At 44.5% G+C, this 22,319-nt stretch carries 15 protein-coding genes; 4 read left to right on the forward strand and 11 right to left on the reverse strand.

From position 1 onward, the window contains the following. The first annotated feature begins 220 nt into the window (after positions 1-220). Together MCG98_RS02900 and MCG98_RS02905 are read left to right on the forward strand one after the other, a co-directional pair. Positions 221-1,363 carry an ROK family transcriptional regulator gene (locus MCG98_RS02900; RefSeq protein ID WP_240300352.1) on the forward strand — a complete coding sequence of 381 codons (1,143 nt, stop codon included), beginning with the start codon at positions 221-223 and terminating at the stop codon, positions 1,361-1,363. Positions 1,364-1,375: 12 nt separating this feature from the next. Further along, the gene (locus MCG98_RS02905; protein ID WP_240300353.1) at positions 1,376-2,320 is read left to right on the forward strand and encodes a carbohydrate kinase; all 945 of its coding nucleotides are present in this window, start codon (positions 1,376-1,378) and stop codon (positions 2,318-2,320) included. Positions 2,321-2,418: 98 nt separating this feature from the next. Here MCG98_RS02905 and gdhA read toward each other — a convergent pair whose 3' ends face one another. The 3 genes from gdhA to MCG98_RS02920 form a co-directional block, all read right to left on the reverse strand. Continuing rightward, entirely contained in the window at positions 2,419-3,753 is a 1,335-nt protein-coding gene (gene gdhA, locus MCG98_RS02910; protein ID WP_240300354.1) for an NADP-specific glutamate dehydrogenase, read from the reverse strand. 231 nt (positions 3,754-3,984) lie between these two features. Next, positions 3,985-4,548: a flavin reductase family protein gene (locus MCG98_RS02915; RefSeq protein ID WP_240300355.1), complete on the reverse strand. Its 564-nt coding sequence runs from the start codon at positions 4,546-4,548 to the stop codon at positions 3,985-3,987. Positions 4,549-4,585: 37 nt separating this feature from the next. After that, positions 4,586-6,244: a putative manganese-dependent inorganic diphosphatase gene (locus MCG98_RS02920; protein WP_345891706.1), complete on the reverse strand. Its 1,659-nt coding sequence runs from the start codon at positions 6,242-6,244 to the stop codon at positions 4,586-4,588. Positions 6,245-6,450: 206 nt separating this feature from the next. On the opposite strand from MCG98_RS02920, the gene MCG98_RS02925 reads away from it, so the two are divergent. Then, positions 6,451-7,371, forward strand: coding sequence for a S1 RNA-binding domain-containing protein (locus MCG98_RS02925; RefSeq protein WP_240300357.1), 921 nt, complete (start codon positions 6,451-6,453; stop codon positions 7,369-7,371). Positions 7,372-7,611: 240 nt separating this feature from the next. Beyond that, entirely contained in the window at positions 7,612-8,280 is a 669-nt protein-coding gene (locus tag MCG98_RS02930) for a hemolysin III family protein (protein ID WP_240300358.1), read from the forward strand. Between the two features lie 71 nt (positions 8,281-8,351). Here MCG98_RS02930 and MCG98_RS02935 read toward each other — a convergent pair whose 3' ends face one another. The 8 genes from MCG98_RS02935 to MCG98_RS02970 form a co-directional block, all read right to left on the reverse strand. After that, positions 8,352-8,498: a hypothetical protein gene (locus MCG98_RS02935; protein WP_240300359.1), complete on the reverse strand. Its 147-nt coding sequence runs from the start codon at positions 8,496-8,498 to the stop codon at positions 8,352-8,354. Positions 8,499-8,842: 344 nt separating this feature from the next. Further along, positions 8,843-9,772 carry a DUF1002 domain-containing protein gene (locus MCG98_RS02940; RefSeq protein WP_240300360.1) on the reverse strand — a complete coding sequence of 310 codons (930 nt, stop codon included), beginning with the start codon at positions 9,770-9,772 and terminating at the stop codon, positions 8,843-8,845. Between the two features lie 335 nt (positions 9,773-10,107). Then, on the reverse strand, positions 10,108-10,992 hold the full coding sequence (gene rsmA, locus MCG98_RS02945) for a 16S rRNA (adenine(1518)-N(6)/adenine(1519)-N(6))-dimethyltransferase RsmA (protein WP_240300361.1): 885 nt from the start codon (positions 10,990-10,992) through the stop codon (positions 10,108-10,110). Positions 10,993-11,057: 65 nt separating this feature from the next. Next, the gene (locus tag MCG98_RS02950; protein WP_240300362.1) at positions 11,058-13,475 is read right to left on the reverse strand and encodes an ATP-binding protein; all 2,418 of its coding nucleotides are present in this window, start codon (positions 13,473-13,475) and stop codon (positions 11,058-11,060) included. Between the two features lie 184 nt (positions 13,476-13,659). Next, complete coding sequence (locus MCG98_RS02955; RefSeq protein WP_240300363.1) at positions 13,660-16,116, reverse strand: glycogen/starch/alpha-glucan phosphorylase; 2,457 nt, start codon at positions 16,114-16,116, stop codon at positions 13,660-13,662. 37 nt (positions 16,117-16,153) lie between these two features. Continuing rightward, entirely contained in the window at positions 16,154-19,309 is a 3,156-nt protein-coding gene (ileS, locus tag MCG98_RS02960) for an isoleucine--tRNA ligase (RefSeq protein ID WP_240300364.1), read from the reverse strand. A gap of 346 nt (positions 19,310-19,655) precedes the next feature. Beyond that, positions 19,656-20,633 carry a 3'-5' exonuclease gene (locus tag MCG98_RS02965; protein WP_240300365.1) on the reverse strand — a complete coding sequence of 326 codons (978 nt, stop codon included), beginning with the start codon at positions 20,631-20,633 and terminating at the stop codon, positions 19,656-19,658. 129 nt (positions 20,634-20,762) lie between these two features. After that, complete coding sequence (locus MCG98_RS02970) at positions 20,763-22,256, reverse strand: methyltransferase (RefSeq protein ID WP_240300366.1); 1,494 nt, start codon at positions 22,254-22,256, stop codon at positions 20,763-20,765. Between the last annotated feature and the right edge of the window lie 63 nt (positions 22,257-22,319).

The following is a 22,319-nucleotide window of genomic DNA, read 5'->3' on the forward strand; positions in this document are numbered from 1 at the left end:
ATGCAAAACGCCTTTTCTAAACTTATGAGCCTATCATACCCCCAATACTATACATTGTCAATTAGCACTGTTTCATAAAAAATAATCCGATTTTTTTGTTTATTTTTACCAATAGTTTCTTTTGATAATTTGTTTTATCATTAAATATATGGAACAACATATTTCATAAACCCATTTTGTATAATTGTTTTATTCAGATTATAAACAAAGGAATTTAAATATGAACAAAATAACCAACAATGAGATCAAACGGACAAACCGTAACAATGTCTTCACTGCGATCTATCATGCACGGCAGACTTCAAAGCAGCAGCTGGCAAAAACCCTTCAGCTGAGCATGCCCACCATCACACAAAACCTGAAAGAGCTGGAATCATTGAACTTAATCCGAAAAGATGGTTTTTACGAATCCTCCGCTTCAGGCGGCCGAAAAGCGCAGATCATACGTTGTAATGAAACTGCCCGCATATCCGTGGGTGTAGAAGTCCTGAAAAAGAAAGCCTACATCATAGCAGTCGATCTCTATGGTACACCTCTAAAGCAGGATACTTTAACACTGCCTTTTCAAAATAATGAGCTCTACTACTGTGCGCTGGGCAACTGGATCAACAGTTTTATTGCCTCCCTGCCTTATGATAAAGAGAATATTTTAGGTGTTGGTATCGCCATTCAGGGGCTTATCTCACCAGACCGTTCTACCATTCTCTTCGGTGAGCTGATGAACTGCACCGGACTCTACCTGGAAGAATTTGCACGCTTTATAAAGTGGCCCTGTATCTTCATCCACGATTCAGAAGCCGCTGGTTTTGCGGAAATCTGGCTTAGCTCAGACTTAAACGATTCTCTGTTTCTCTGGCTAAACCACAATTTTGGAGCTGCTCTGGTCATAAACGGCAAGATTCACCAGGGAATCGGAAGTCTGAGCGGAACTCTGGAACATATGACGCTGGTCCCAAATGGCAGAGCATGTTATTGCGGAAGGTCCGGGTGTGTGGAAGCTTACTGCTCCGTAGATGCACTGGAAGAAAACGCAGAAGAAACTCTGGAAACCTTCTTCCCAAAACTTCGAAGCGGTGACGGTAACTGTCTCCATATCTGGCATCAGTATCTTCATTATCTGGCTATGACGCTGAACAATACCCTGATGCTGATTGACTGCGACCTTATTTTCAGCGGTGCGCTGCGCCCTTATCTCATTCAGGACGATCTGGCTCTGTTAAAACAGTACATGAAAGAGCTCTCCTCTTTCCCGTTTTACGAACCGCGGCTCCGCATGGGTGCAAGCGATCAGTATGCTGCTGTTGTCGGAGCTTCTTTATACCAGATTATAGATTTTTTAGACAACGGAAATGTTTTTCAATAGGAGGATAACGATATGTTTGATGTAATTGCCCTGGGAGAATTGTTGATTGACTTCACACCGTACGGTACCAGCCAGGACGGGCGCGCTCTGTTTGAGCAGAATCCGGGCGGTGCTCCGGCAAATGTGCTGGCAGCTTTGTCGCGCCTGGGTCAGAAAACCGCGTTCATTGGAAAAGTGGGGGAGGATATGCACGGCCATTTATTAAAAGATACCCTGGAGGAATGCGGGATCGATACCTCCGGCCTGATTTTTGATCCGGATTACTTCACCACGTTAGCCTTCGTGGCTTTAGAAAACGGTGAGCGCAGTTTTTCTTTCGCAAGAAAACCCGGAGCCGACACTAAGCTTCATAAGGAAGAAGTATCGGAAGATCTTTTGAAACAGACCAGAATCTTCCACTGTGGCTCTCTGTCTCTCACCGACGAACCGAGCAGAAGCGCAACGATGTATGCGATTGAAAAAGCGAAAGAGTGCACGGCACTGATATCCTATGATCCCAATTACCGTGCCCTTCTGTGGAAAAGTCCCGAAGCTGCAATGGAGCAGATGCGAAGACCCATTTCTTCGGTAGACATCATGAAGATTTCTGATGAGGAAACAGCGCTCCTGACAGGCGTCCAAGATCCAGAAAACGCAGCCGGACGGCTGATCGAACAGGGGGTTTCCTGTGCTGTTGTCACCCTGGGGAAAGACGGTGCACTGATGCGTACAAAGGATTTTGTCGTACATGCAAAGGGATCACACAGGAAAGTAGCAGACACCACCGGGGCCGGAGACTCTTTCTGGGGAGGTATCCTGTCCAGATTTGCCTCCACCGGCATCCATCCTGATGATTTAACAGAAGACCAGGGTCTGGAATTCCTGAAATTTGCAAACACAGTGGCTGGCTTATGTGTGGAAAAAAGAGGCGCCATTCCGGCTATGCCCAGTCTGGATGAGGTACTGGCCGAACTTTAGAGCCAAACTTTATATACAAAAATTAAATTTAGCGTCGCCAAAATGGCACTGAGAGATAACCGCCCAGTGCCATTTTATCTGAAAAATTCTGTTTAATTTTAAACGATACCCTGTGCCAGCATAGCATCTGCAACCTTCTCAAACCCTGCAATATTTGCACCCACTACATAGTTGCCTTCAAAACCGTAACGCTTTGCAGCATCATCCATGTTGTGTGTGATGTTTACCATGATCTGTTTCAGTTTTGCATCTACTTCCTCGAAACTCCAGCTCAGACGTTCGCTGTTCTGTGACATTTCCAGCGCAGAAGTTGCTACACCGCCCGCATTTGCCGCTTTGCCAGGAGCGAAGATTACCTTATTGTTCTGCAGGTACTCTGTAGCTTCCAGGGTTGTAGGCATATTAGCACCTTCACATACTGCCAGACAACCGTTTGCTACGAGCTGTTTTGCATCATCCAGCAGCAGTTCATTCTGCGTTGCACATGGGAGTGCAATGTCAGCCTTAACAGACCATACGCCTCTTCCTTCATGATATTCGGAGTTCGGACGGTATTTTTTGTACTCTGTCAGCCTTGCACGTTTTACTTCTTTGATCTCTTTGAGCGCAGCCACATCGATACCCTCCGGATCGTATACCCATCCTGTAGAGTCAGAACATGTTACACATTTAGCGCCCAGCTGATGTGCTTTCTCGATTGCATAGGTGGCAACGTTACCGGAACCGGATACCACGCATGTCTTGCCTGCAATATCGATACCGTTGATCTTCAGCAGCTCTTCTGTCAGATACAGAAGACCATATCCTGTAGCCTCTGTCCTTGCCAGAGACCCTCCATAGGAAAGACCTTTTCCGGTCAGGATTCCGTCATTCGCCGTACGGATTTTTTTATACTGTCCGTACATATATCCAATCTCTCTGGCACCTGTTCCGATGTCACCAGCCGGAACATCTGTGTTCGGTCCGATATATTTGGAGAGCTCTGTCATAAAGCTCTGGCAGAATGCCATAACTTCGCGGTCAGATTTTCCCTTGGGATCAAAATCCGATCCGCCTTTACCACCGCCGATCGGCAGACTTGTCAGTGAGTTCTTAAAAATCTGTTCAAAACCAAGGAATTTAATGATACCGATATTAACAGACGGATGAAGACGAAGACCTCCCTTGTACGGTCCGATTGCACTGTTGAACTGTACACGGTAACCTACGTTAACCTGAACCTGACCTTTATCATCAACCCACGGAACTCTGAATTTAATCTGGCGTTCCGGCTCGACCAGTCTCTCCAGCAGAGCTTCTCTTCTGTAAAGATCTTCATTTGCATCGATAACCGGACGCAGTGAATCCAATACTTCTTTTACTGCCTGATGGAATTCCGGTTCACTTGGGTTTTTTGCTACGACCGATGCGTAGACTTCATCAACATACGACATGTGTATACCTCCTGTATTTTCCTTCTATTTTTCGTACCACACAAAAAAGTGCGCAAAAGCGCACTCCTGTGAGTTTCCCTTTGCTCAATGGGATTATACCATGGCATTCCCGTCAAAACAAGAAAAAATTAAAAAAATAGACGGCGTTTCATCAAAAAATTTCATTTTGCTTTAAAAAACGGGGTGTTTCCTGCCTGAAATGAAGTTTTCAGACTCCAATCCTTCATATTTTCATTTTTTCTTCACGCTGTACCCGAATGTTCCCAGCATCTTTCCGAGACCATAGTAAGAGCCATGCGAATATACCATAGGCTTCGCTTTGAAAAGCTGAAATTTATTCTTACTATTTATATAGGCTTCATCGGCATGAACTGCAACCACCTCAGCCAGAAACATATGGTGCGAGCCAAGTTCCTCCACTTTTTTCACCCTGCATTCCAGATTGACCGGAGATTCCTGTATCATAGGCGCACTGACTTTGGATGCTTTCTCCTTGTGCAGTTTCATTTTTTCAAATTTATCTTCATCTTTCCCTGAACGCACACCGCAGTAATCTGTTGCGTATACAAGGTCCTCTGTCGTGAGATTAATCACAAACTCTCCCGTCTCTCTGATCATATGGTAAGAAAAACGTTCGGGTCTCACTGATATTGATACCATTGGCGGATTTGTGCACACAGTCCCCGTCCATGCCACGGTTATAATATTGTCTCTGCCCTTTCCGTCTGTCACACTCACCATGACAGCCGGAAGCGGATAGAGCATATTTCCGGGCTTCCATTCCTGTTTTCCCATTTAAACCTCCGATTCCAAAATCCGTACTGCCCTCCGTCTATGACTCCTGAAGGGCTCTCATAAATGCCGGGATCAGTTGCTTTTTCCTGGATACAACACCCGGAAGTTTGCAAAACCCCTCTGTAATCTCAGCGTCCTCAAACGCCTGAGTTACCAGATGCGCCGCTCCCTCACCGTTTAGCAGCAGCTCTGTAGACTCATCCATGATATTTGTCAGCATAAAAAATACCATCTGCAGTCCGTTACGTCCGCACTCACGCTCAATATTCGGCTGCAGCCTGTCCTTGATATGCTGCAGCTCCTCAGCTGACATAGAATTAATCTGTCCAACCCCAAAAGTAGCATCATCCACGATAAACTTCTTAAAGTCCTGATAGAAAATTTCTTCAGGAGACTTGTTCTCCAGATTGCTGCCTGCCTTGAACATCTCAGCGGCAAATTCTTCAATCTGGATTCCGGCTATACTTGCCAGTTCTTTTGCCGCCATCTTATCAAATGCCGTACAAGTCGGCGAGCGGAACATCAATGTATCTGAAATGATTGCAGCACACAGCAAACCTGCAATATCCGGTAAGATTTCCAGATTCTTTTCATCATAGAGCTGATAAATGATCGTCGCCGTACATCCGACCGGCTGATTGCGGAATACAACAGGCTGTATCGTCTGAAGTGAACCGATGCGGTGATGATCTATGATCTCAATGATTTCCGCTTCCTGAATATTATCGACCGCCTGTGATTTCTCATTGTGGTCCACTAAAATAACCTGCTTTTTATTAATATTCAAAAGATTTCGTCTGGAAACTGTACCCACGTATTTCCCCTGCCTGTCAAGTACGGGGAAATCTCTGTGTCTGTTCTTTCCCATGATATCCCGGATATCATCTGTGAAATCATCTGTCCGAAATGTAATGAGGTTCTTTGTCTTCATCAGATGCCGTACCGGTATACTCTGGTTGATCAGCTTCGCTATTGTAAGTGTATCGTAAGGTGTTGTAATGATCACACAGTTATTCTCCCGTGCAAACTTCTGGATCACTGCGGAAACTTTAGCTCCAAGAGCGATAATGATACAGCTTGCGTTCTGCTCCACCGCACAGAGATGGTCCTCCGAACGGTTTCCAAGAATTACGAGGTCCCCATCATTGATAAACTCTTCCATCTTGTCGGGATTTGATGCACCGATCACGGCTTTTCCTTTATCGAAATAGGCATCTGCATCACCTACCAGAATCTCTCCATTTAATGTCTCTGCAATATTTCTATACTGGGTTCTGGCAGCAGCTATAACGGTATTATCATAGGCATCCATGTAGGATCTTGCAATATCTCCGATCGTGATCAGCCCTTCCAGATAACCCTCATCATCTGTTATCGGAAGTGTCACGGCCCCATTGTCTTTCATCAGATTAAATGCATTTTTTACAGATACGTTGCTTCTGGTTCCCTGCGTCTTGTGAATATCCATATCCCGTACCTGAGTCCCAACATCCGCCAGATATGCCGGTGCAGGTACCTGAAATCTCGTCAGCACATATTCCGTTTCCTCGTTGATGACTCCCGCTCTCATTGGTATAAATGTACCGTCTTCTGTACGGTTCTTCATATCAGCATATGCAATCGCTGAACAAATTGAGTCTGTATCCGGATTTTTATGTCCTAAAATGTATATCTCCTGTTTCTTCTCCAATGCAATCTCTCACTCCCTTCATTCTTATCATCATAGTACCATAATTCTATGGTCAAATCTATACACACGGAACAAATATTCTCCTTCATTTTTGTCAAAACTTGCGAATCCCTTAAATCGTGTTATAATGTACGTATATGCGGCGAACACGGCTTTTCCTGCCTGATTCAATGTATACAGTAAACAGCAGACGTACACAAAGGAGGATTTATATGGACAAAGAAAACAACAACACCCCCACCATGGCCGATTTCGAGAATGAGCTTGACGCTTCTTTTAAGAAAGTCGAAGAAGGCGATATTCTTACAGGCACCGTCATTGCAGTCTCAGAAGAAGAAGTCACTCTGGATCTGCAGTCCTACACAGAAGGCATTATCCGCACGGAAGATTTCAGCCGTGAACCAGGCTTCATGGTCAAAGATGAAGTTCAGGTGGGAGACACTGTCACTGCAACCGTTATTAAAACGGACAATGGTCATGGAAGTATCCTCCTTTCAAAAGTAGAAGCGAATGATGTTCTGGCATGGCAGAAACTCAAACAGATGAAAGAGGACAAAACCGTTCTGGATGTCATCGTAAAAGGTATCGTAAAAAGCGGTGTGGTCGCATATGTGGAAGGTATCCGCGGATTTATTCCCATCTCCAAGCTGTCTCTGGAATATATCGAAGACACCACGCCATATCTGAATCAGCCACTCCAGGTACAGGTTTTTGAAGTAGATGAAAACAACAGGAAACTGATCCTCTCCGCCAAAGAACTGCTTCGCGAGAAAGCGGGGGAAGAGCGCAGAAGAAAAATCTCCAATGTGGAAATTGGTCTTGTCACAGAGGGTACTGTTGAGACGATCAAACCTTATGGTGCTTTTGTCAATCTCGGCAACGGACTCTCCGGCCTCGTCCACATATCACAGATCAGTGAAAAAAGAATCAAATCCCCTGATGCCGTGTTAAATGTGGGCGACGTTGTGAAAGTAAAAATTACAGCTGTCAAAGACGGTAAGATCAGCCTCAGCATGAAAGCTTTAAACGATGCCACAGCAACAGATATCGTTGAAGAATCATATGAGCTTCCGGAGTCTGAATCTGCTACCACAAGCCTGGGGTCCCTGTTTTCAAATATTAAGTTAGACTGATATTGTTTTTATTATATCCAGAAAATGCAGTATCATCATACACAAAGTAGAAAAGACTGCCGTAAACCTGATTTTTTCAGTTTACGGCAGTTTATTTTTTTTTCCGTCGGATGTAATAATAACATACTTTTCATTTACCAATTTTTTATTAATATAACCTTGATTTTTAAAAACCTTTGTTGTAGTATATAATATATTAACACATAGTTTTTATTACTACATTTGTTGGAGGCGATTATTATGAAAGAAAGATGGAAACCAAAAGATCCCGGTAGCGCTGTCACACATTTTATCGGAATGATTCTGGCGCTGCTCGGTGCCGCACCACTGTTGATAAAGGCTGCAAGAGTGCCTGATATACTTCATATGATTGCGCTTGCAATCTTCATACTCAGTATGGTATTGCTGTACGCTGCAAGCACCATATATCATACGCTCAATGTCAATGAACAAGTTAATAAACGCCTGAAAAAAATGGATCATATGATGATCTTCATATTAATTGCCGGAAGCTATACTCCCATCTGTCTGATCGTACTCCACGGAAAAACAGGAACGCTCCTCTGCGCCCTTGTTTGGACTGTGGCATTCATTGGCATTCTGATCAAGGGTCTCTGGATCAATTGCCCTAAGTGGTTTTCTTCCATCATTTACATCGGAATGGGATGGCTGTGCGTCCTTGCTTTTTCACAGATCCTGCAGACTCTTTCCAGACCGGCCTTCGGATGGCTGTTGGCGGGCGGTATCATTTACACCATAGGTGGTATCATCTATGCGCTGAAAGTGCCGCTTTTTAACTCTAAACACAAGAACTTCGGCTCACATGAGATCTTCCATCTGTTTGTGATGGGCGGCAGTATCTGTCATTTTATTCTGATGTACTTCTTTGTAGCTCCTATGCCTGTCTGAAGTAAGCCGTATAAAAATACTGTCTTTTCAGTTCCCGGGGGTGCCTAAATAAAAGCAGCCCCCAGGGCTGCTTATACTTGTCTGTTCTTTGGTTCTACCGCTTCTGACCTGACGTTATGCGTCTGGTTCTGATTTTCCGGTTTCACCTTCTGTGTTATACTGTTAAATTTTTCGTTGCTCTTCCTGCGGCTGAACTCTTCCTGCCTGTCCTTGTCCATATCATCACCTCGTGAATAGTATGAGCAGCATGGGATAAATTATTCCCACCTGAGTAGTTCATAAAAAAATCCCCACAAAATGAGGAGTGCCCCGACACCAATGCCGGGGCAATTATTATGAAAAAATTTTATATGTGTAATGAATCATTACAATATACAAACCATCGTCCTTGTTGGACTATAATTATAATAGCAATCAATTATGAACATATTATGAACAAACGGTAAATATGTTGTTAAAGTACACAATTTTCTTCTTGTTTTTCTTTGGTTTTTGTATATTAATACCACGAGATTATAACTCGTACTGTGTATTATGCTGTAACATACCGTAAAATACTGTCTTAATTAAACAATCCGGCGAAAAAATCTTTTATGCTGTCCCAAAGCTCTTTTGCTGATGTGCCCATCTTAGCAAAGAATCCATCTACGTCAGTCTTACTGATATTCAGGTCCACGCCCAGGCTGCCAAGTTTATCATAAAGTTCCTTTGCCTGCTGCTTCAGGGAATCAATGTCCAGGTCCAGATCTGCGATCTTCTGCATCAGTTCCACGATCTGCTGCTTATCCTCCTCAGACAGTGATACTTCCAGTTTATCAGCCGTCTCTGACACTTTCTCCTCAATCAGTTCCGGATCCTGAATCTCTTCTGCCACAATAATATCCTTCACTGCACCGATCAGTTCTTCTGCCTTATCCTGATCCCCGATCACTTCGCCCAGTTCACTGGTGACAACGAGTTCATTCGTAGCGGCTTCAACATTATCAGGCTGGATAACATCCCCCGTCATATTCTCATAGGCTTCCATTGCCCCTACAAGAGCCGCCGTTCCCGATATATTAAACGGTCCGGCTACTGTAACATCTGCATTCTTCATACCCGCTGTTACAAGTGCATTCTGATACATTCCCGTTGTGCAGTAAGAAATATTTTTTGTCTGTACTTTGATCCCGTACCCATCTTTTTTACCGATGACTTTTACAGAAGAAAGTGCCCTGCTTCCGATGACGCTGGCAGATAAATAAGCATCCAGATATTCATGCTCCATTCCATTTGTAACGGTTGCAACCGTATAATCTTTTAATTCATCCTCCGTAACATCCAGAAGTTCCAGGACTGTCGCCCGCTCCTGCTGGTTCAGATCAGCTCCCAATGCAATATAGGGTTTGTTCAGGTCCGCCTTACTGTCTGCCTGGACGTTCACCGGTCCCAGCACCGCACATGCCAGACTTATCACCGCCATGATACCGGCGGTTTTTCTGTTGATTTTCATAAGGTAATAACCTCCTCGCTGTTCGCCAATTTCATCTTCAAACCGACCTCCTGAGAGTTCGTTTCTTATGCGCTCATTATAACACGGACACTGATTCAGGTGTCTTAAAAAACCATAAACATATTCATAAATCTTTATTTATTTATTCATGGTTTTTTTACATCTACAACATGCTTTCAACACATTTAACGGGTATACTGGGACTATAAAATAATAAACAAACTCTTATATTATTTTATTGATTTTCTTTTTCATATGTCGATGAAAATCGACTCTCCTTCCTTTAAAAAAAGCCGTTTCCCCACAGGAAACGGCTTTTATACTGTATACGTTTTTTATTTCGAGATACTTTCCAGAACATTGCTTAACCGGGCAAATTCATCCAGTGTCAATGCTTCGCCCCTGATATTGCGCGAAAGTCCACATTCCACTATCGCCTGTTCTATGGCTTCTTTCGGATATTCAAATTCTCCTGAATTTTTCAGACCATTGACAAGCGTTTTTCTTCTCTGGTTAAAGGAAGCTCTGATGATCCTGAACATCAGCCTCTCATCATTAACAGAGACAGGTGGACTATCATATCTTTTTAAACGGATCACCGCACTTCCTACATTGGGTCTTGGCATAAAACAATTAGGGGGCACATTTGCAACAAGGTACGGTTCTGCGTAATACTGAACTGCAAGCGAAAGTGCACCGTAGTCCTTCGTTCCCGGAGCTGCCTGCATTCTAAGCGCTACCTCTTTCTGAACCATGACAGTGACAGATGCCAGCGGCACATGGTTCTCAAACAATCCCATAATGATAGGTGTCGTAATATAATAGGGGAGATTTGCCACGACCTTGACCGGTCTTCCCTGATTCTTTTCCTCAGCCAGTTTCCTGATATCTACTTTCAAAATATCTTCATTTATGATACTTACATTGTCATAACCCTTCAAAGTATCCTCAAGAATCGGAATCAATGCCTTATCAATCTCTACTGCACAGACTTCTCTGGCTGCACACGCCAGATACTGTGTCATCGTACCGATTCCCGGTCCGACCTCTATCACAAAGTCTTCTTTTGTAATTCCCGCAGCAGCGATGATCTTGTCCAGAACATGTGTATCAATCAAAAAGTTCTGTCCAAACTTTTTCTGAAAAGTAAAATTATATTTCTGCAGTACCGCAATGGTTTCCTTTGGATTTCCCAGACGTGGGGTTTTCTGTTCACTCATAAATCTCCTTTAAAAAAAACGGAAGCTGCTGCAAAACCTTTACAACAGCCTCCCACTTCATCATATTAAAAATCAAAATCTTTTTCGAAAAGAATAATACGTCCTTCCGGATCCAGTCTTCTGCTGGAAACTTTTCTGCCTATTTTACCTCTGTGAGCTTTTGAAATGGCGTAATCGATCATTTCTTTAACACTTGCCACGGTCATTGGCTCTTCCTCTGTCTGCTTTTCTCCGATTCTGGTATACAGTGCCAGTACACCCAGTTCATCGATCTTATATCCCTGCTCTCTGGCATAAGTTCTTGCAAAGGTTACAAGCTCATCGTTGGTAAATACCGGTATGGATATGACTGCGTCAAACTTCTCCGCAAATTCAGGATGCTGATTCAACAGGCTGCGCATGCTCGTTTTTTCGTCTTCAATGATAAGCACCAGACTGTCTGTCCGAAACGAAAGTGCCCTTGACAACTGATTGATCGTATCTTCCGACATTCCTCCGGCATGCTCTATCAGCAAAAATCCACCAGCCAATTTACCTACCACCTGAACCGGATCTTTTTCATTAAAGGATTCCCCGTCAATGCGTGCCATCTTCACAGCTTCCAGCCCCAGGTCCTTACATATTGCAAGCACCAGACTGTCTGTCAGCCTGGTCTTTCCGCTTCCCGGCCTTCCCATAACTGCAATATTGCCCCGCTTTGACGTCTTATCACCCGCATTATTATAAACGCCTGTCATCGCATTCAGAATCTGATCATCCATGCCCGGAACTTTTGCAAAATATGAGAACAGTTTCTTCTGTTCATCTGAAAGTTTGTCAGGGCGTGTATCATTCAGAATACGTGTTCTTCTCTCCTCCGGAGTCTCTTCTTCCAGAATCCGTTCTTCGATCGATTTCCCGTGTTCAGATTCATTTGAAGGCTCTTTCTGCAAAATCATCTGCTTTGCATACTCATCCTCCAGACTAAACTCCTGTGTATCTCCCGTCTGTTCAGCACCCTGCGGTTCTTCACTTTCCGCAAACACCTGAGCAATAATACTCTCTTCCAGTCTGATATCTTCAGTTTCCGCAGCTTCCTCCGCGGTTTCTTCTTCGTCCTCCTCTTCAAATCCCTCTGCCATAAGATCGCGAATCAAATCATCACTCACCGGCTCCTGAGGTTCATTCTCTGAGGCCTCTTCTTTTTCCTGCAAGGTGTCCGTCAAGATTTCCGCTTCGGGAGCGGCTGCCTCTTCCTCTGAGGACTCCTCTTCTGCTGCAGCTTCTTCTGTCTTCTCCTCTGCAGTTTCCTGAACGGCAGCAGCTTCTTCCTCTTTCTGGAATTCTCCGGTAGTAATCTGCTGTGCCATCTGGCTGGCTGTCTCCTCCAGCAGCTGACGGAGAACATCGTCCTTTTCGGCGGGTTCTTCCTCTGATACAGCTGCAGGCTGTGGATTCTCCGGTTCCTGAGTACGTATTTTCTGAAGTTTCTCTGCCGGCAGTACCGTCGTATTTCCGAAGCTTTCCGGTTCCAGCTCTTTCACTGACTGATAATCGATACTGGACTGCGCCCCAAGCTGTTCCTCTTCTTCCTCGTCATCATATCTGGGCATCAGCAGTTCTTTTGTTTTATGTATACCCGACAACACGTCTCTCAGACTGGATGCCAGTTTTTCCTGCAGCTTTTCGGGTTCTATCGGACCCGGCTGGGCATAAGTCACGGATTCATCTGCAGATTCCTCCTGAGGCTGCGACGCAATCGCCGCTTCAGCTTCTGCCAGACCTTCCGGCTCTGAAAAATCCGGTTGTATTTCTGGATTCACCGTTTTTTCTGATGGTTTCTTTTTTATTGATCTTACCGGTTTAGGCGTTTCCGGTTCCTTATCTTCTTCAAGATCTCTGCTGTCATATTTCGCCTGCTGTGATGGAGTCAGTGACTCATAGTCCATCTTAAGTTCCATGGCTTTTACGACATATTTTCCCTCGCTGAACCAGAGGATCAGATCATCGCATTCCTGAACGCATTTTTCTTTCATTCCGGCCTTCTGGTAAAGACGAGCCAGCTCATATGCCCAGCGTTCTGTGTATTCTTTGCTCTTATATTCTTCCAGAATCGCTATGAGATCTTCAATGGGTGCTCTTTTGGCTTTATATATCTTATATTTCAGAATATATTTTGAACTGTCACCCGGTGCATTTTGCTCATATTCCGTATAATAATCGACTGCTTCATCCGTCTCTCCCAGCTTCAGACATACCTCCACCAGACGATACAGGATGATCTTTCCAATGGATGACCTCTTATATGCCAGGAGTAATATCCTCTTGCCGTCATCCAGCCTGTCATTCACTTCATAGATATCAGCCACCATGCAAAGTGTTCTGACGCTTTTTACTCTGCGCCAGTCGATCGTGTCTACAATCTCAAGTGCCCCCTCAAAATCCTGTTTATCAACCAGTTCATTGATCTGGTCCAATTTTATTTGATATTCCGTCTTGTCCAACGTATTCACCTCTGTTTTCAAGTCCGCGCATAAGGACTCGGTATTATCCCTGCCTAATCCTTTTAAGTTTATCATACCGCATATGCGATGTCAAAGTAAAACGTTGGGTTTCACCTCTCAGTCCTTCCGCGTATTTAACAGACAAAGAGCGCCGACAAATGTCGGCACTCTTCTGCTTAAAATTCTATTTTACTTTCACCTGATCCAAATGCCAGATCTCATCCACATACTGCTGGATCGTTCTGTCAGATGTAAACTTGCCGGATCTTGCCACATTCAGCATTGCCATCCGAGCCCATTTTTCCTCATCTCTGTATGCAGCTTCAACTTTCTCCTGTGCCAGCGCATAGCTCTTGAAATCCGCAAGGATAAAGTATGTATCCGCGCGGTCACTGCTGTTTGTGTTCAGCAGAGAATCATAGATATCCCGGAACATCTCTGTATCGCTTGAGAATGTACCGTTGATCAGGGACATCAGCACCTGACGAATCTCCTGATCTGTATTGAAATAATAGTTCGGATCATAGCCGCCGTTTTTCTCGAAGTTAATGACTTCATCCGCAGACAATCCGAAGATAAATGCATTCTCTTCTCCGACTTCCTCTACAATCTCTACATTTGCACCGTCCATGGTTCCCAGTGTGGGAGCCCCATTCAGCATAAATTTCATGTTGCCGGTGCCTGACGCCTCTTTGCTGGCGGTTGAGATCTGTTCCGATACATCTGCCGCTGCAAAGATCCACTCCGCATTGCTCACACGGTAGTCTTCGATAAATACAACTTTCAGCTTACCTCCGATGGATGCATCGTTGTTGATAACATCGGCAACAGAGTTGATCAGCTTGATCGTCAGTTTAGCTCTCTTATATCCTGCTGCCGCTTTTGCACCGAAGATAAAGGTTCTCGGATAGAATTCCATATCCGGATGCTCTTTGATCTTATTATACAGATACATCACATGCAGGATATTCATCAGCTGACGTTTATACTCGTGCAGACGTTTGACCTGTACATCAAAGATAGAGCGGGGATCAACTTCGATATTATTATGCTCCAGGATGTATTTTGCAAGGCGGACTTTGTTCTGATACTTGATATTCATGAACTCTGCCTGAGCCTTCTTATCATCCACATAGAGTTCCAGCTTTTTAATCTGAGAAAGATCAGTGATCCACTCTTTTCCGATATGGGCGGTTACCCAGTCTGCGAGCAGCGGGTTCCCATGGAGCAGGAATCTTCTCTGGGTGATACCGTTCGTCTTGTTATTAAATTTCTCCGGCATCATCTCATAGAAGTCTTTCAGCTCCTGTTTTTCCAGGATCTCCGTATGGAGTCTTGCAACACCATTGACGGAATATCCGCCTACGATTGCCATATGGGCCATCTTGATCTGCCCGTCATAGATGATCGCCATCTTCTTTACTTTCTCCTGGTTTCCAGGATACTTATCATTGATCTCGATCAGGAATCTTCTGTTGATCTCCTCAATGATCTGATAAATTCTCGGCAGCAATCTTGAAAACAGCTCGATTGGCCACTTCTCGAGCGCTTCTGCCATGATGGTATGATTCGTATAAGCACATGTCTTCGTTGTGACTTCCCAGGCTTCTTCCCAGGTAAGCCCTTCCTCATCCATCAGGATACGCATAAGCTCTGCCACTGCGACTGTCGGATGTGTGTCATTCATCTGGAATGTCACTTTTTCATACAGTCTGTGAATATCGCTGTGCGCTTTTTTGTATTTTGCAACCGCAGCCTGAATGCTTGCAGAGATGAAGAAATACTGCTGTTTCAGACGCAGTTCTTTACCCGCATAGTGATTATCATTCGGGTAGAGTACCTCAACGATGTTCTTCGCCAGGTTCTCCTGTTCAACCGCTTTCTTGTAATCACCTTTGTCGAAGGAATCCAACTGGAAAGTGTCAATCGCCTCGGCATCCCAGATACGAAGTGTATTTACGACACCGTTCCCATAACCGACGATCGGCATATCATACGGGATCGCCATAACGGACTGATATCCTTCCTGGATAAAGTTATTCCTTCCCGTCGCAGGATCATGCTCTACTTTGACGTACCCGCCGAATTTTACCTCTTTTGCGTATTCCGGTCTGCGCAGTTCAAATGGATTGCCGTCCTTCAGCCAGTTATCCGGCACCTCTATCTGGTAGCCGTCACGGATCTCCTGTTTGAACATACCGTAACGGTAACGGATTCCGCAGCCATATGCACTGTAACCCAGTGTTGCAAGAGAATCCAGAAAACAAGCAGCAAGACGTCCAAGACCTCCGTTTCCAAGAGCTGCATCCGGTTCCTGGTCTTCAATCACATTAAGGTCAAATCCCAGCTCCTCCAGTGCCTCTTTTACTTCCTGATAAGCGGTTAAATTGATCAGGTTATTTCCAAGCGCTCTACCCATCAGAAACTCCATGGACATGTAATAAACAGTCTTAGGATCTTCTTTCTTAAATGTCTCCTGTGTGTTCAGCCAGTTGTCAATTATTACATCTTTCACAGCATATGCCACTGCCTGGAATACCTGCTGAGGTGTAGCCTCATCAATCGTTTTTCTGTACAGAACCTTTACGTTGTCCTTAACCTCTTTTTTGAATTGAACTTTGTCAAATCGCTTGTTTTGCATAACATCCTCCTTCTTTTACCAATATGGAGTTACGTACTTATCCCTCTATCTTCTCTACCGACAGCGTAACTTTTTCGGAATTGATATTCCATTCTTTTGTATATCCCTCTGTATTGTTATAGACAATTTCAAGGGCAAGTACTTCTGATTTTATTTCAGATTCGTGTACCCTCATGATGCCTTCTATTATCTGATTGTCTGCTTCATATACTTTAATCTTATCCGTCACCTCAAATCCGGCCTCTTTACGCATCGTCTGAATCTTGCTGATCAGTTCCCGCACAAAGCCTTCCTCCACCAGTTCCGGTGTCAGATTCGTGTCCAGAACCACGGTGACTTCATTGTCAGATTCGGATACATACCCCTCCATCCGGGCCGTATCAATGAGCAAATCCTGCTCTAATAATATAACTTCCTCACCATTTATGTCAAGTTTAAGCTCTCCGCACTCTTTCAGCTGTGTCATAGCCTGGCTGCCGTCGATCTCTGAAAGTGCTGATTTGATGCCGCCCAGGAGTTTTCCATATTTTGGACCCACCGTCTTAAGCTGCGGTTTAAAGGTGTAAGTTATAAAGTTATCCAGCTCATCTGTAAAAGACATATTCTTGACATTCAGTTCTTCCTCAATGATCTGCTTATAGAAATCAGAGAGGGTAAACGGTGCTTTTACATACATATTGCCGATCGGCTGACGGTTCTTCACATTAGCCGCATTTCTGCATGCTCTTCCCAGAACAACGATTTTCAGAAGATCTTCCATATCTTCTTCCAGCCTGGTATCGATCCATGCCTCGTTTGCTTTCGGGAAATCACAAAGATGTACACTTTCCGGTGCATTATCATCAATGCTGCGGACAAGATTCTGGTAAATGTCCTCTGTCATGAACGGAATCATGGGTGCCGCTACTTTTGATACTGTCACAAGAGCTGTGTACAGCGTCATATAGGCATTGATCTTATCCTGCTCCATTCCCTTTGCCCAGAAACGTTCGCGGCTTCTTCTGACATACCAGTTACTCATGTCGTCCACAAAATCCTGCAGCGCCCTTGCAGTTTCCGGAATTTTATAATTTTCCAGATTCTCATCTACAGTCTTTATCAGTGTATTCAGTTTGGAGAGCAGCCATTTATCCATTACAGATAATTTATCATACTCCAGCGTATATTTCGTGGCATCAAACTGGTCGATCTCCCCGTACAGAACAAAGAATGCATACGTGTTCCACAGTGTTCCAAGGAATTTACGCTGTCCTTCTGTAACCGCTTTTCCGTGAAAACGATTCGGAAGCCACGGTGCGCTGTTGACATAGAAATACCAGCGAATCGCATCGGCTCCGTACTGATTCAACGCGTCAAACGGATCGACTGCATTTCCTTTGGATTTGCTCATCTTCTGACCGTTTTCGTCCTGTACATGGCCCAGTACGATTACATTTTCATACGGCGCCCTGTTAAAGATCAGCGTTGAAATCGCCAGCAGAGAATAGAACCATCCCCTGGTCTGGTCAACAGCCTCCGAGATAAACTGTGCAGGATACTGCGCTTCAAATATTTCCTTATTCTCAAACGGATAGTGGTGCTGTGCAAACGGCATGGAACCGGAGTCAAACCAGCAGTCGATCACCTCCGGTACCCGGTGCATCTGTTTACCGCATTCCGGGCATGTGACGGTGACACTGTCAATATACGGACGGTGCAGCTCGATATCATCCGGACAGTTATCAGACATTTCTTTCAGCTCTTTGATACTGCCGATCGAATGCATATGACCGCATTCACATTCCCAGATGTTCAGTGGCGTTCCCCAATAGCGGTTACGGCTGATGCCCCAGTCCTGGACATTTTCCAGCCAGTCGCCAAAACGTCCTTTTCCGATGCTTTCCGGTATCCAGTTAATGGTGTTGTTGTTGCGGATCAGGTCGTCTTTGACAGCTGCCATCCTGATAAACCAGGATTCCCGGGCATAGTAGATCAACGGCGTATCACACCGCCAGCAGTGTGGATAACTGTGCTCAAACACCGGTGCAGCAAACAGAAGCGCCCTGTCTTTCAGATCCTGCAGGATCGCAGGGTCCGCTTTTTTACAGAAGGTACCGGCCCACGGCGTCTCTTTTGTCATCTCACCCTTGTCATCAACCAGCTGCACGAACGGCAGATCATACTTTCTTCCCACATTCGCATCATCCTCACCGAATGCCGGAGCGATATGAACGACACCGGTGCCGTCAGTGAGCGTTACATAACCGTCACACGTTATAAAATGAGATTTTTTCTTCTGTTTTTCACATATCGGTGTAACAAAATCATACAGTGGCTCGTATTCCTTATATTCCAGTTCCTGTCCTTTGTACGTTTCCAGAACTTCATATGCCGGCTTTCCTTCTTCTGCCAGTCCTCCGAGAACGGTGTCAAGCAGAGCCTCCGCTAAATAATACGTATAACCGTCTGCCGCCTTAACTTTTACATATGTTTCCTCCGGGTTCACACAGAGTCCGACATTGGATGGCAAAGTCCACGGTGTTGTGGTCCACGCCAGAATATAGGCATCTTCTTCTTTTACCTTAAACCGAACGATCGCTGAACGTTCTTTTACATCTTTATACCCCTGCGCTACCTCATGGCTGGAAAGTGGGGTTCCGCATCTCGGACAGTAAGGTACGATCTTATATCCTTTATAGAGAAGGTCTTTCTCCCATATCTGTTTCAGCGCCCACCATTCCGATTCTATAAAATCATTTTCATAGGTCACATAAGGATTTTCCATATCAGCCCAGAACCCTACCTGGTTGGAAAAATCTTCCCACATCCCTTTATATTTCCAGACACTCTCTTTACAATGTTTGATGAAAGGCTCCAGACCGTATTCTTCAATCTGTTCCTTTCCGTCCAGTCCAAGTAGTTTTTCAACTTCGAGTTCTACCGGAAGCCCGTGGGTATCCCATCCGGCTTTACGTGGAACCATATACCCCTTCATCGTGCGGTAACGCGGAATCATATCCTTGATCACGCGCGTGAGCACATGTCCGATATGAGGCTTTCCGTTAGCCGTAGGCGGTCCATCGTAAAATGTATATGTCGGACATTCTTTTCTGTTCTCCATACTCTTTTCGAAGATCTGATGGTCACTCCAAAATTTCTCAACGTCTTTTTCCCTGTCTACAAAATTGAGATTTGTTGACACTTTCTTATACATGCTGTTTGTTCCTCCTTATCCTGGTAAAATAAATGAAGCTCCCGTCCTGTAATAGGACGAGAGCCAAAAGCTTCGCAGCCACCTGTTACAACATACTACCATACGCGTTCCCTGTAACGGGGGAATTCCGGCATCTCTTACTTGGGGACTGTCATCCTTTTCAGATTGGCAACTCAGGAGTGATTTTCCTCTGTTTCTACTGATACCGGTCTTTCACCATCTCCGGCTCGCTTTCAAACTTCAAAACAGACTACTGTCTCCGTCTCAGTTATTTTTCCTTTTGCGCTGATACCGTCGGCTGACGGCAGTTTTAACCGCACACTTTGCTATATTATACGTATATTATTTACAGATTGTCAATGGTTAATCGCTGTTTTGCCTCTTTCTTTTTCTGACTTCGTTTTCTTTTTAAGATATCCCGCTTTTCCCGGATTTCAACCGCTTCATCTTCTCCTGCAAGTTTTATAGTTTTTACAACATAAAACTTCCCATCTTCCGCCTTCTTCATCCGGATCTTGCCTTTCAGATAACCATGCTTTCCACAGTATGCCACACAGTAATAACTCTTGGAATTGATGGAAAACCACCGAATTTTTTTCCGCACATTTTTGCCGCACAGAAAGCACCTGCTTGCACTGATTTCACGCTCCTTCATCGCATCTTCCTTACTCTCGAATTCGCGTGAAATATATTTTTCATAACTCTCACTGATGACATGAATCTCTTCTTCCCTGGATTGTGGGTTCTGGTAGCAGTCGATCGAGTCATTCATCCGCATCATATCCTCATCAATCCGTGCCAGGATATCAGCTGTATAATACGCATCTGTCAGAGCATGGTGAAAATCTCTTGTCTTTTCAATGTTCAGGTAATCGATTCCATATTCCAAAGACCGCCTGCTTTTGCCATCCTCATATTCCAGACTGAATAATTTCTGGACATCATAGTACCGTATGGGTCCTTTGATCAGATCCAGCAGACCGTAATATTTCATGTTTCGCTGAAGCTCTGTCAAATCCATGCTTCCCCAGGAGCAAAACCTGTAGTCTTCACCGCACCACTCCAGAAAGTCTTTGATCGCATCATAAAAAAAGTCACCCGATTCCAGCATTTTCATGCTCATCCCCAGGATTTCTTTTGTTCTGAAATGTATTCTTTTGTAGACCATGGGATGAATCAGCCGGTGGAATTCTCCCAGCACTTTTTTTCCCTCATCAAGCTTTACTGCCCCTATTTCAATAATCTCAAAGGGAAGGCGGGGGTTCTCCCTGTCCTTTCCAAACGGGCATTGATTCCATTCCAGGTCAAATACAATATAATTCATGACGATGTCTCCATTCTATCCACTGCCATACAAAACGGTGCGTCTGTCTCTGTATGGCAATGTTCATAACTCTTATATCGTAGCATAGATAGAATAAGGAATCAATTGATATCTGTCAGACCTAAGACCTTAGACTGACCCTAACACGCATACGTAAGTTCCTTCTTTTTTGGATATCTCACACTCTTTCATCACTTTGAACCCATTTCTGCCTGCCATTTGCCTGATATGGTCGCGATTGTGCGAGTAGAGGATCAGCGTCGCATTCTCTTTCAGATACTGTTTAACGGAACGAAAAAAATGTCCGTACAGTTCCAGGATATCATCTTCCGTCGTTCTTCCCATCTTAAACGGCATATTGGTAATTACTTCGTCAAATAAATATTCATGTGTAAAGCGGAAGAAATCCCGGTTAATGTAATGAATGACCTGATGCGCCGCTTCTGAATTGATCTTTGCTTTGTCAACCGCTTCTTCCAGAATGTCCAGACCGTATGAGGAGCCCGCAGCAACCGCTTTATGGCGCTCAATCAGCATCGTTCCAACCCCGCAGAAAGGATCCAGAACCTGTGCGTCTTTTTTCATGTATTCTTTTGCGAGTGCCACAGTCAGCGCCGCATTCACGGGCCTGATACTCATGGGAATCACTTCCCGGCGATAAGAAAACCGATCATCTTTCAACGTAAACAGTTTCACCAGCAGATTGCAGTTCCCCTCTTTGTTCTCAATCAGGCGAAGTTCCACCTCGTAATTCGATGTCGTATTGATCAGCTTTCTGCCGGAAAGTTTTTCGATCTGACCGGACAGCTTCTTCACAAATGCGCTCTTTTCATCCAGCGGGCGTTTGCTCTTGAACTCCACACGGAAATAATACGGTTCTTTTCCACTGTGGCTTCTGTTTAAAAAATTCAGGAAATCTGACGCCACGATCGTCTCTGCCGCCTTTGCCGCATCCATTCTGCAGCTGGCCATACCCCTGATGACGAATAAAAGTTCCTGGTAAGTCCGAAGGTCCCTGACCCAGCGCAGATTTTCAACTTTTGCCCTCACCCCCGCTCCGAATATCCTGGTACTGGCACCCGGTTCCAGTTCTTCCAGTTCTGTTTTGGTAACTTCAGCAAAGTTTCTGTTTGTCAGTAAAATAACATCATACGATTCATCCCATCCAGTAAAACAGTGCTGAGAAACGCCTTCTGTTCCGACGATCAGTGAAGTCAGTTCACGCATTTCTTCCATCATGTGTTTTTCATTTTCAGTTTCAGGTTTTTCTGCAGACAGAACTTCCAGCCGTGCTTTCAGCATCTCCAGATGATCCTTGCAGTCAAAATTTCTCATAGCTGTCAGATAGGAACTTCTGGCAAACCTCTGCTGCTCTTTTTCATAGGCATTATAAACAGGCTGCAAAAATTCCTGCTTTCCAAGATCCCCCATCAGCAATGCCGCATTTTTGCGTGTTTTCGCATCCTCTGCGTTCAATAAATCCGCCAGTCTGTCCTCATTTCCTTCTATCACATGAATCATCCGCGCCCGGTTTCCATCTTTTTTTAATTCCTGTCTCAGTCTGCTTAAGTTCTGTCTCACTTCCTGGTTTTCCATGATCTGGTTCCAATATGTTCTTATCATACGTCTCCTGTATTTCCATCTTATTTTTATTCTTATTTTATTACTATAACATATTCTTACCAT

Source organism: Ruminococcus sp. OA3 (genome assembly GCF_022440845.1).
In the GTDB taxonomy this organism is placed as follows: domain Bacteria; phylum Bacillota; class Clostridia; order Lachnospirales; family Lachnospiraceae; genus Ruminococcus_G.

Bases quoted from the DNA above. Each gene is read 5' to 3' on its own strand.
- MCG98_RS02905 (WP_240300353.1), top strand. From the start codon at position 1,376: ATGTTTGATGTAATTGCCCTGGGAGAATTGTTGATTGACTTCACACCG.
- gdhA (WP_240300354.1), bottom strand. From the start codon at position 3,753: ATGTCGTATGTTGATGAAGTCTACGCATCGGTCGTAGCAAAAAACCCA.
- MCG98_RS02965 (WP_240300365.1), bottom strand. From the start codon at position 20,633: ATGAATTATATTGTATTTGACCTGGAATGGAATCAATGCCCGTTTGGA.
- MCG98_RS02940 (WP_240300360.1), bottom strand. From the start codon at position 9,772: ATGAAAATCAACAGAAAAACCGCCGGTATCATGGCGGTGATAAGTCTG.
- MCG98_RS02955 (WP_240300363.1), bottom strand. From the start codon at position 16,116: ATGCAAAACAAGCGATTTGACAAAGTTCAATTCAAAAAAGAGGTTAAG.
- ileS (WP_240300364.1), bottom strand. From the start codon at position 19,309: ATGTATAAGAAAGTGTCAACAAATCTCAATTTTGTAGACAGGGAAAAA.
- MCG98_RS02970 (WP_240300366.1), bottom strand. From the start codon at position 22,256: ATGATAAGAACATATTGGAACCAGATCATGGAAAACCAGGAAGTGAGA.
- rsmA (WP_240300361.1), bottom strand. From the start codon at position 10,992: ATGAGTGAACAGAAAACCCCACGTCTGGGAAATCCAAAGGAAACCATT.
- MCG98_RS02900 (WP_240300352.1), top strand. From the start codon at position 221: ATGAACAAAATAACCAACAATGAGATCAAACGGACAAACCGTAACAAT.
- MCG98_RS02925 (WP_240300357.1), top strand. From the start codon at position 6,451: ATGGACAAAGAAAACAACAACACCCCCACCATGGCCGATTTCGAGAAT.
- MCG98_RS02930 (WP_240300358.1), top strand. From the start codon at position 7,612: ATGAAAGAAAGATGGAAACCAAAAGATCCCGGTAGCGCTGTCACACAT.
- MCG98_RS02915 (WP_240300355.1), bottom strand. From the start codon at position 4,548: ATGGGAAAACAGGAATGGAAGCCCGGAAATATGCTCTATCCGCTTCCG.
- MCG98_RS02935 (WP_240300359.1), bottom strand. From the start codon at position 8,498: ATGGACAAGGACAGGCAGGAAGAGTTCAGCCGCAGGAAGAGCAACGAA.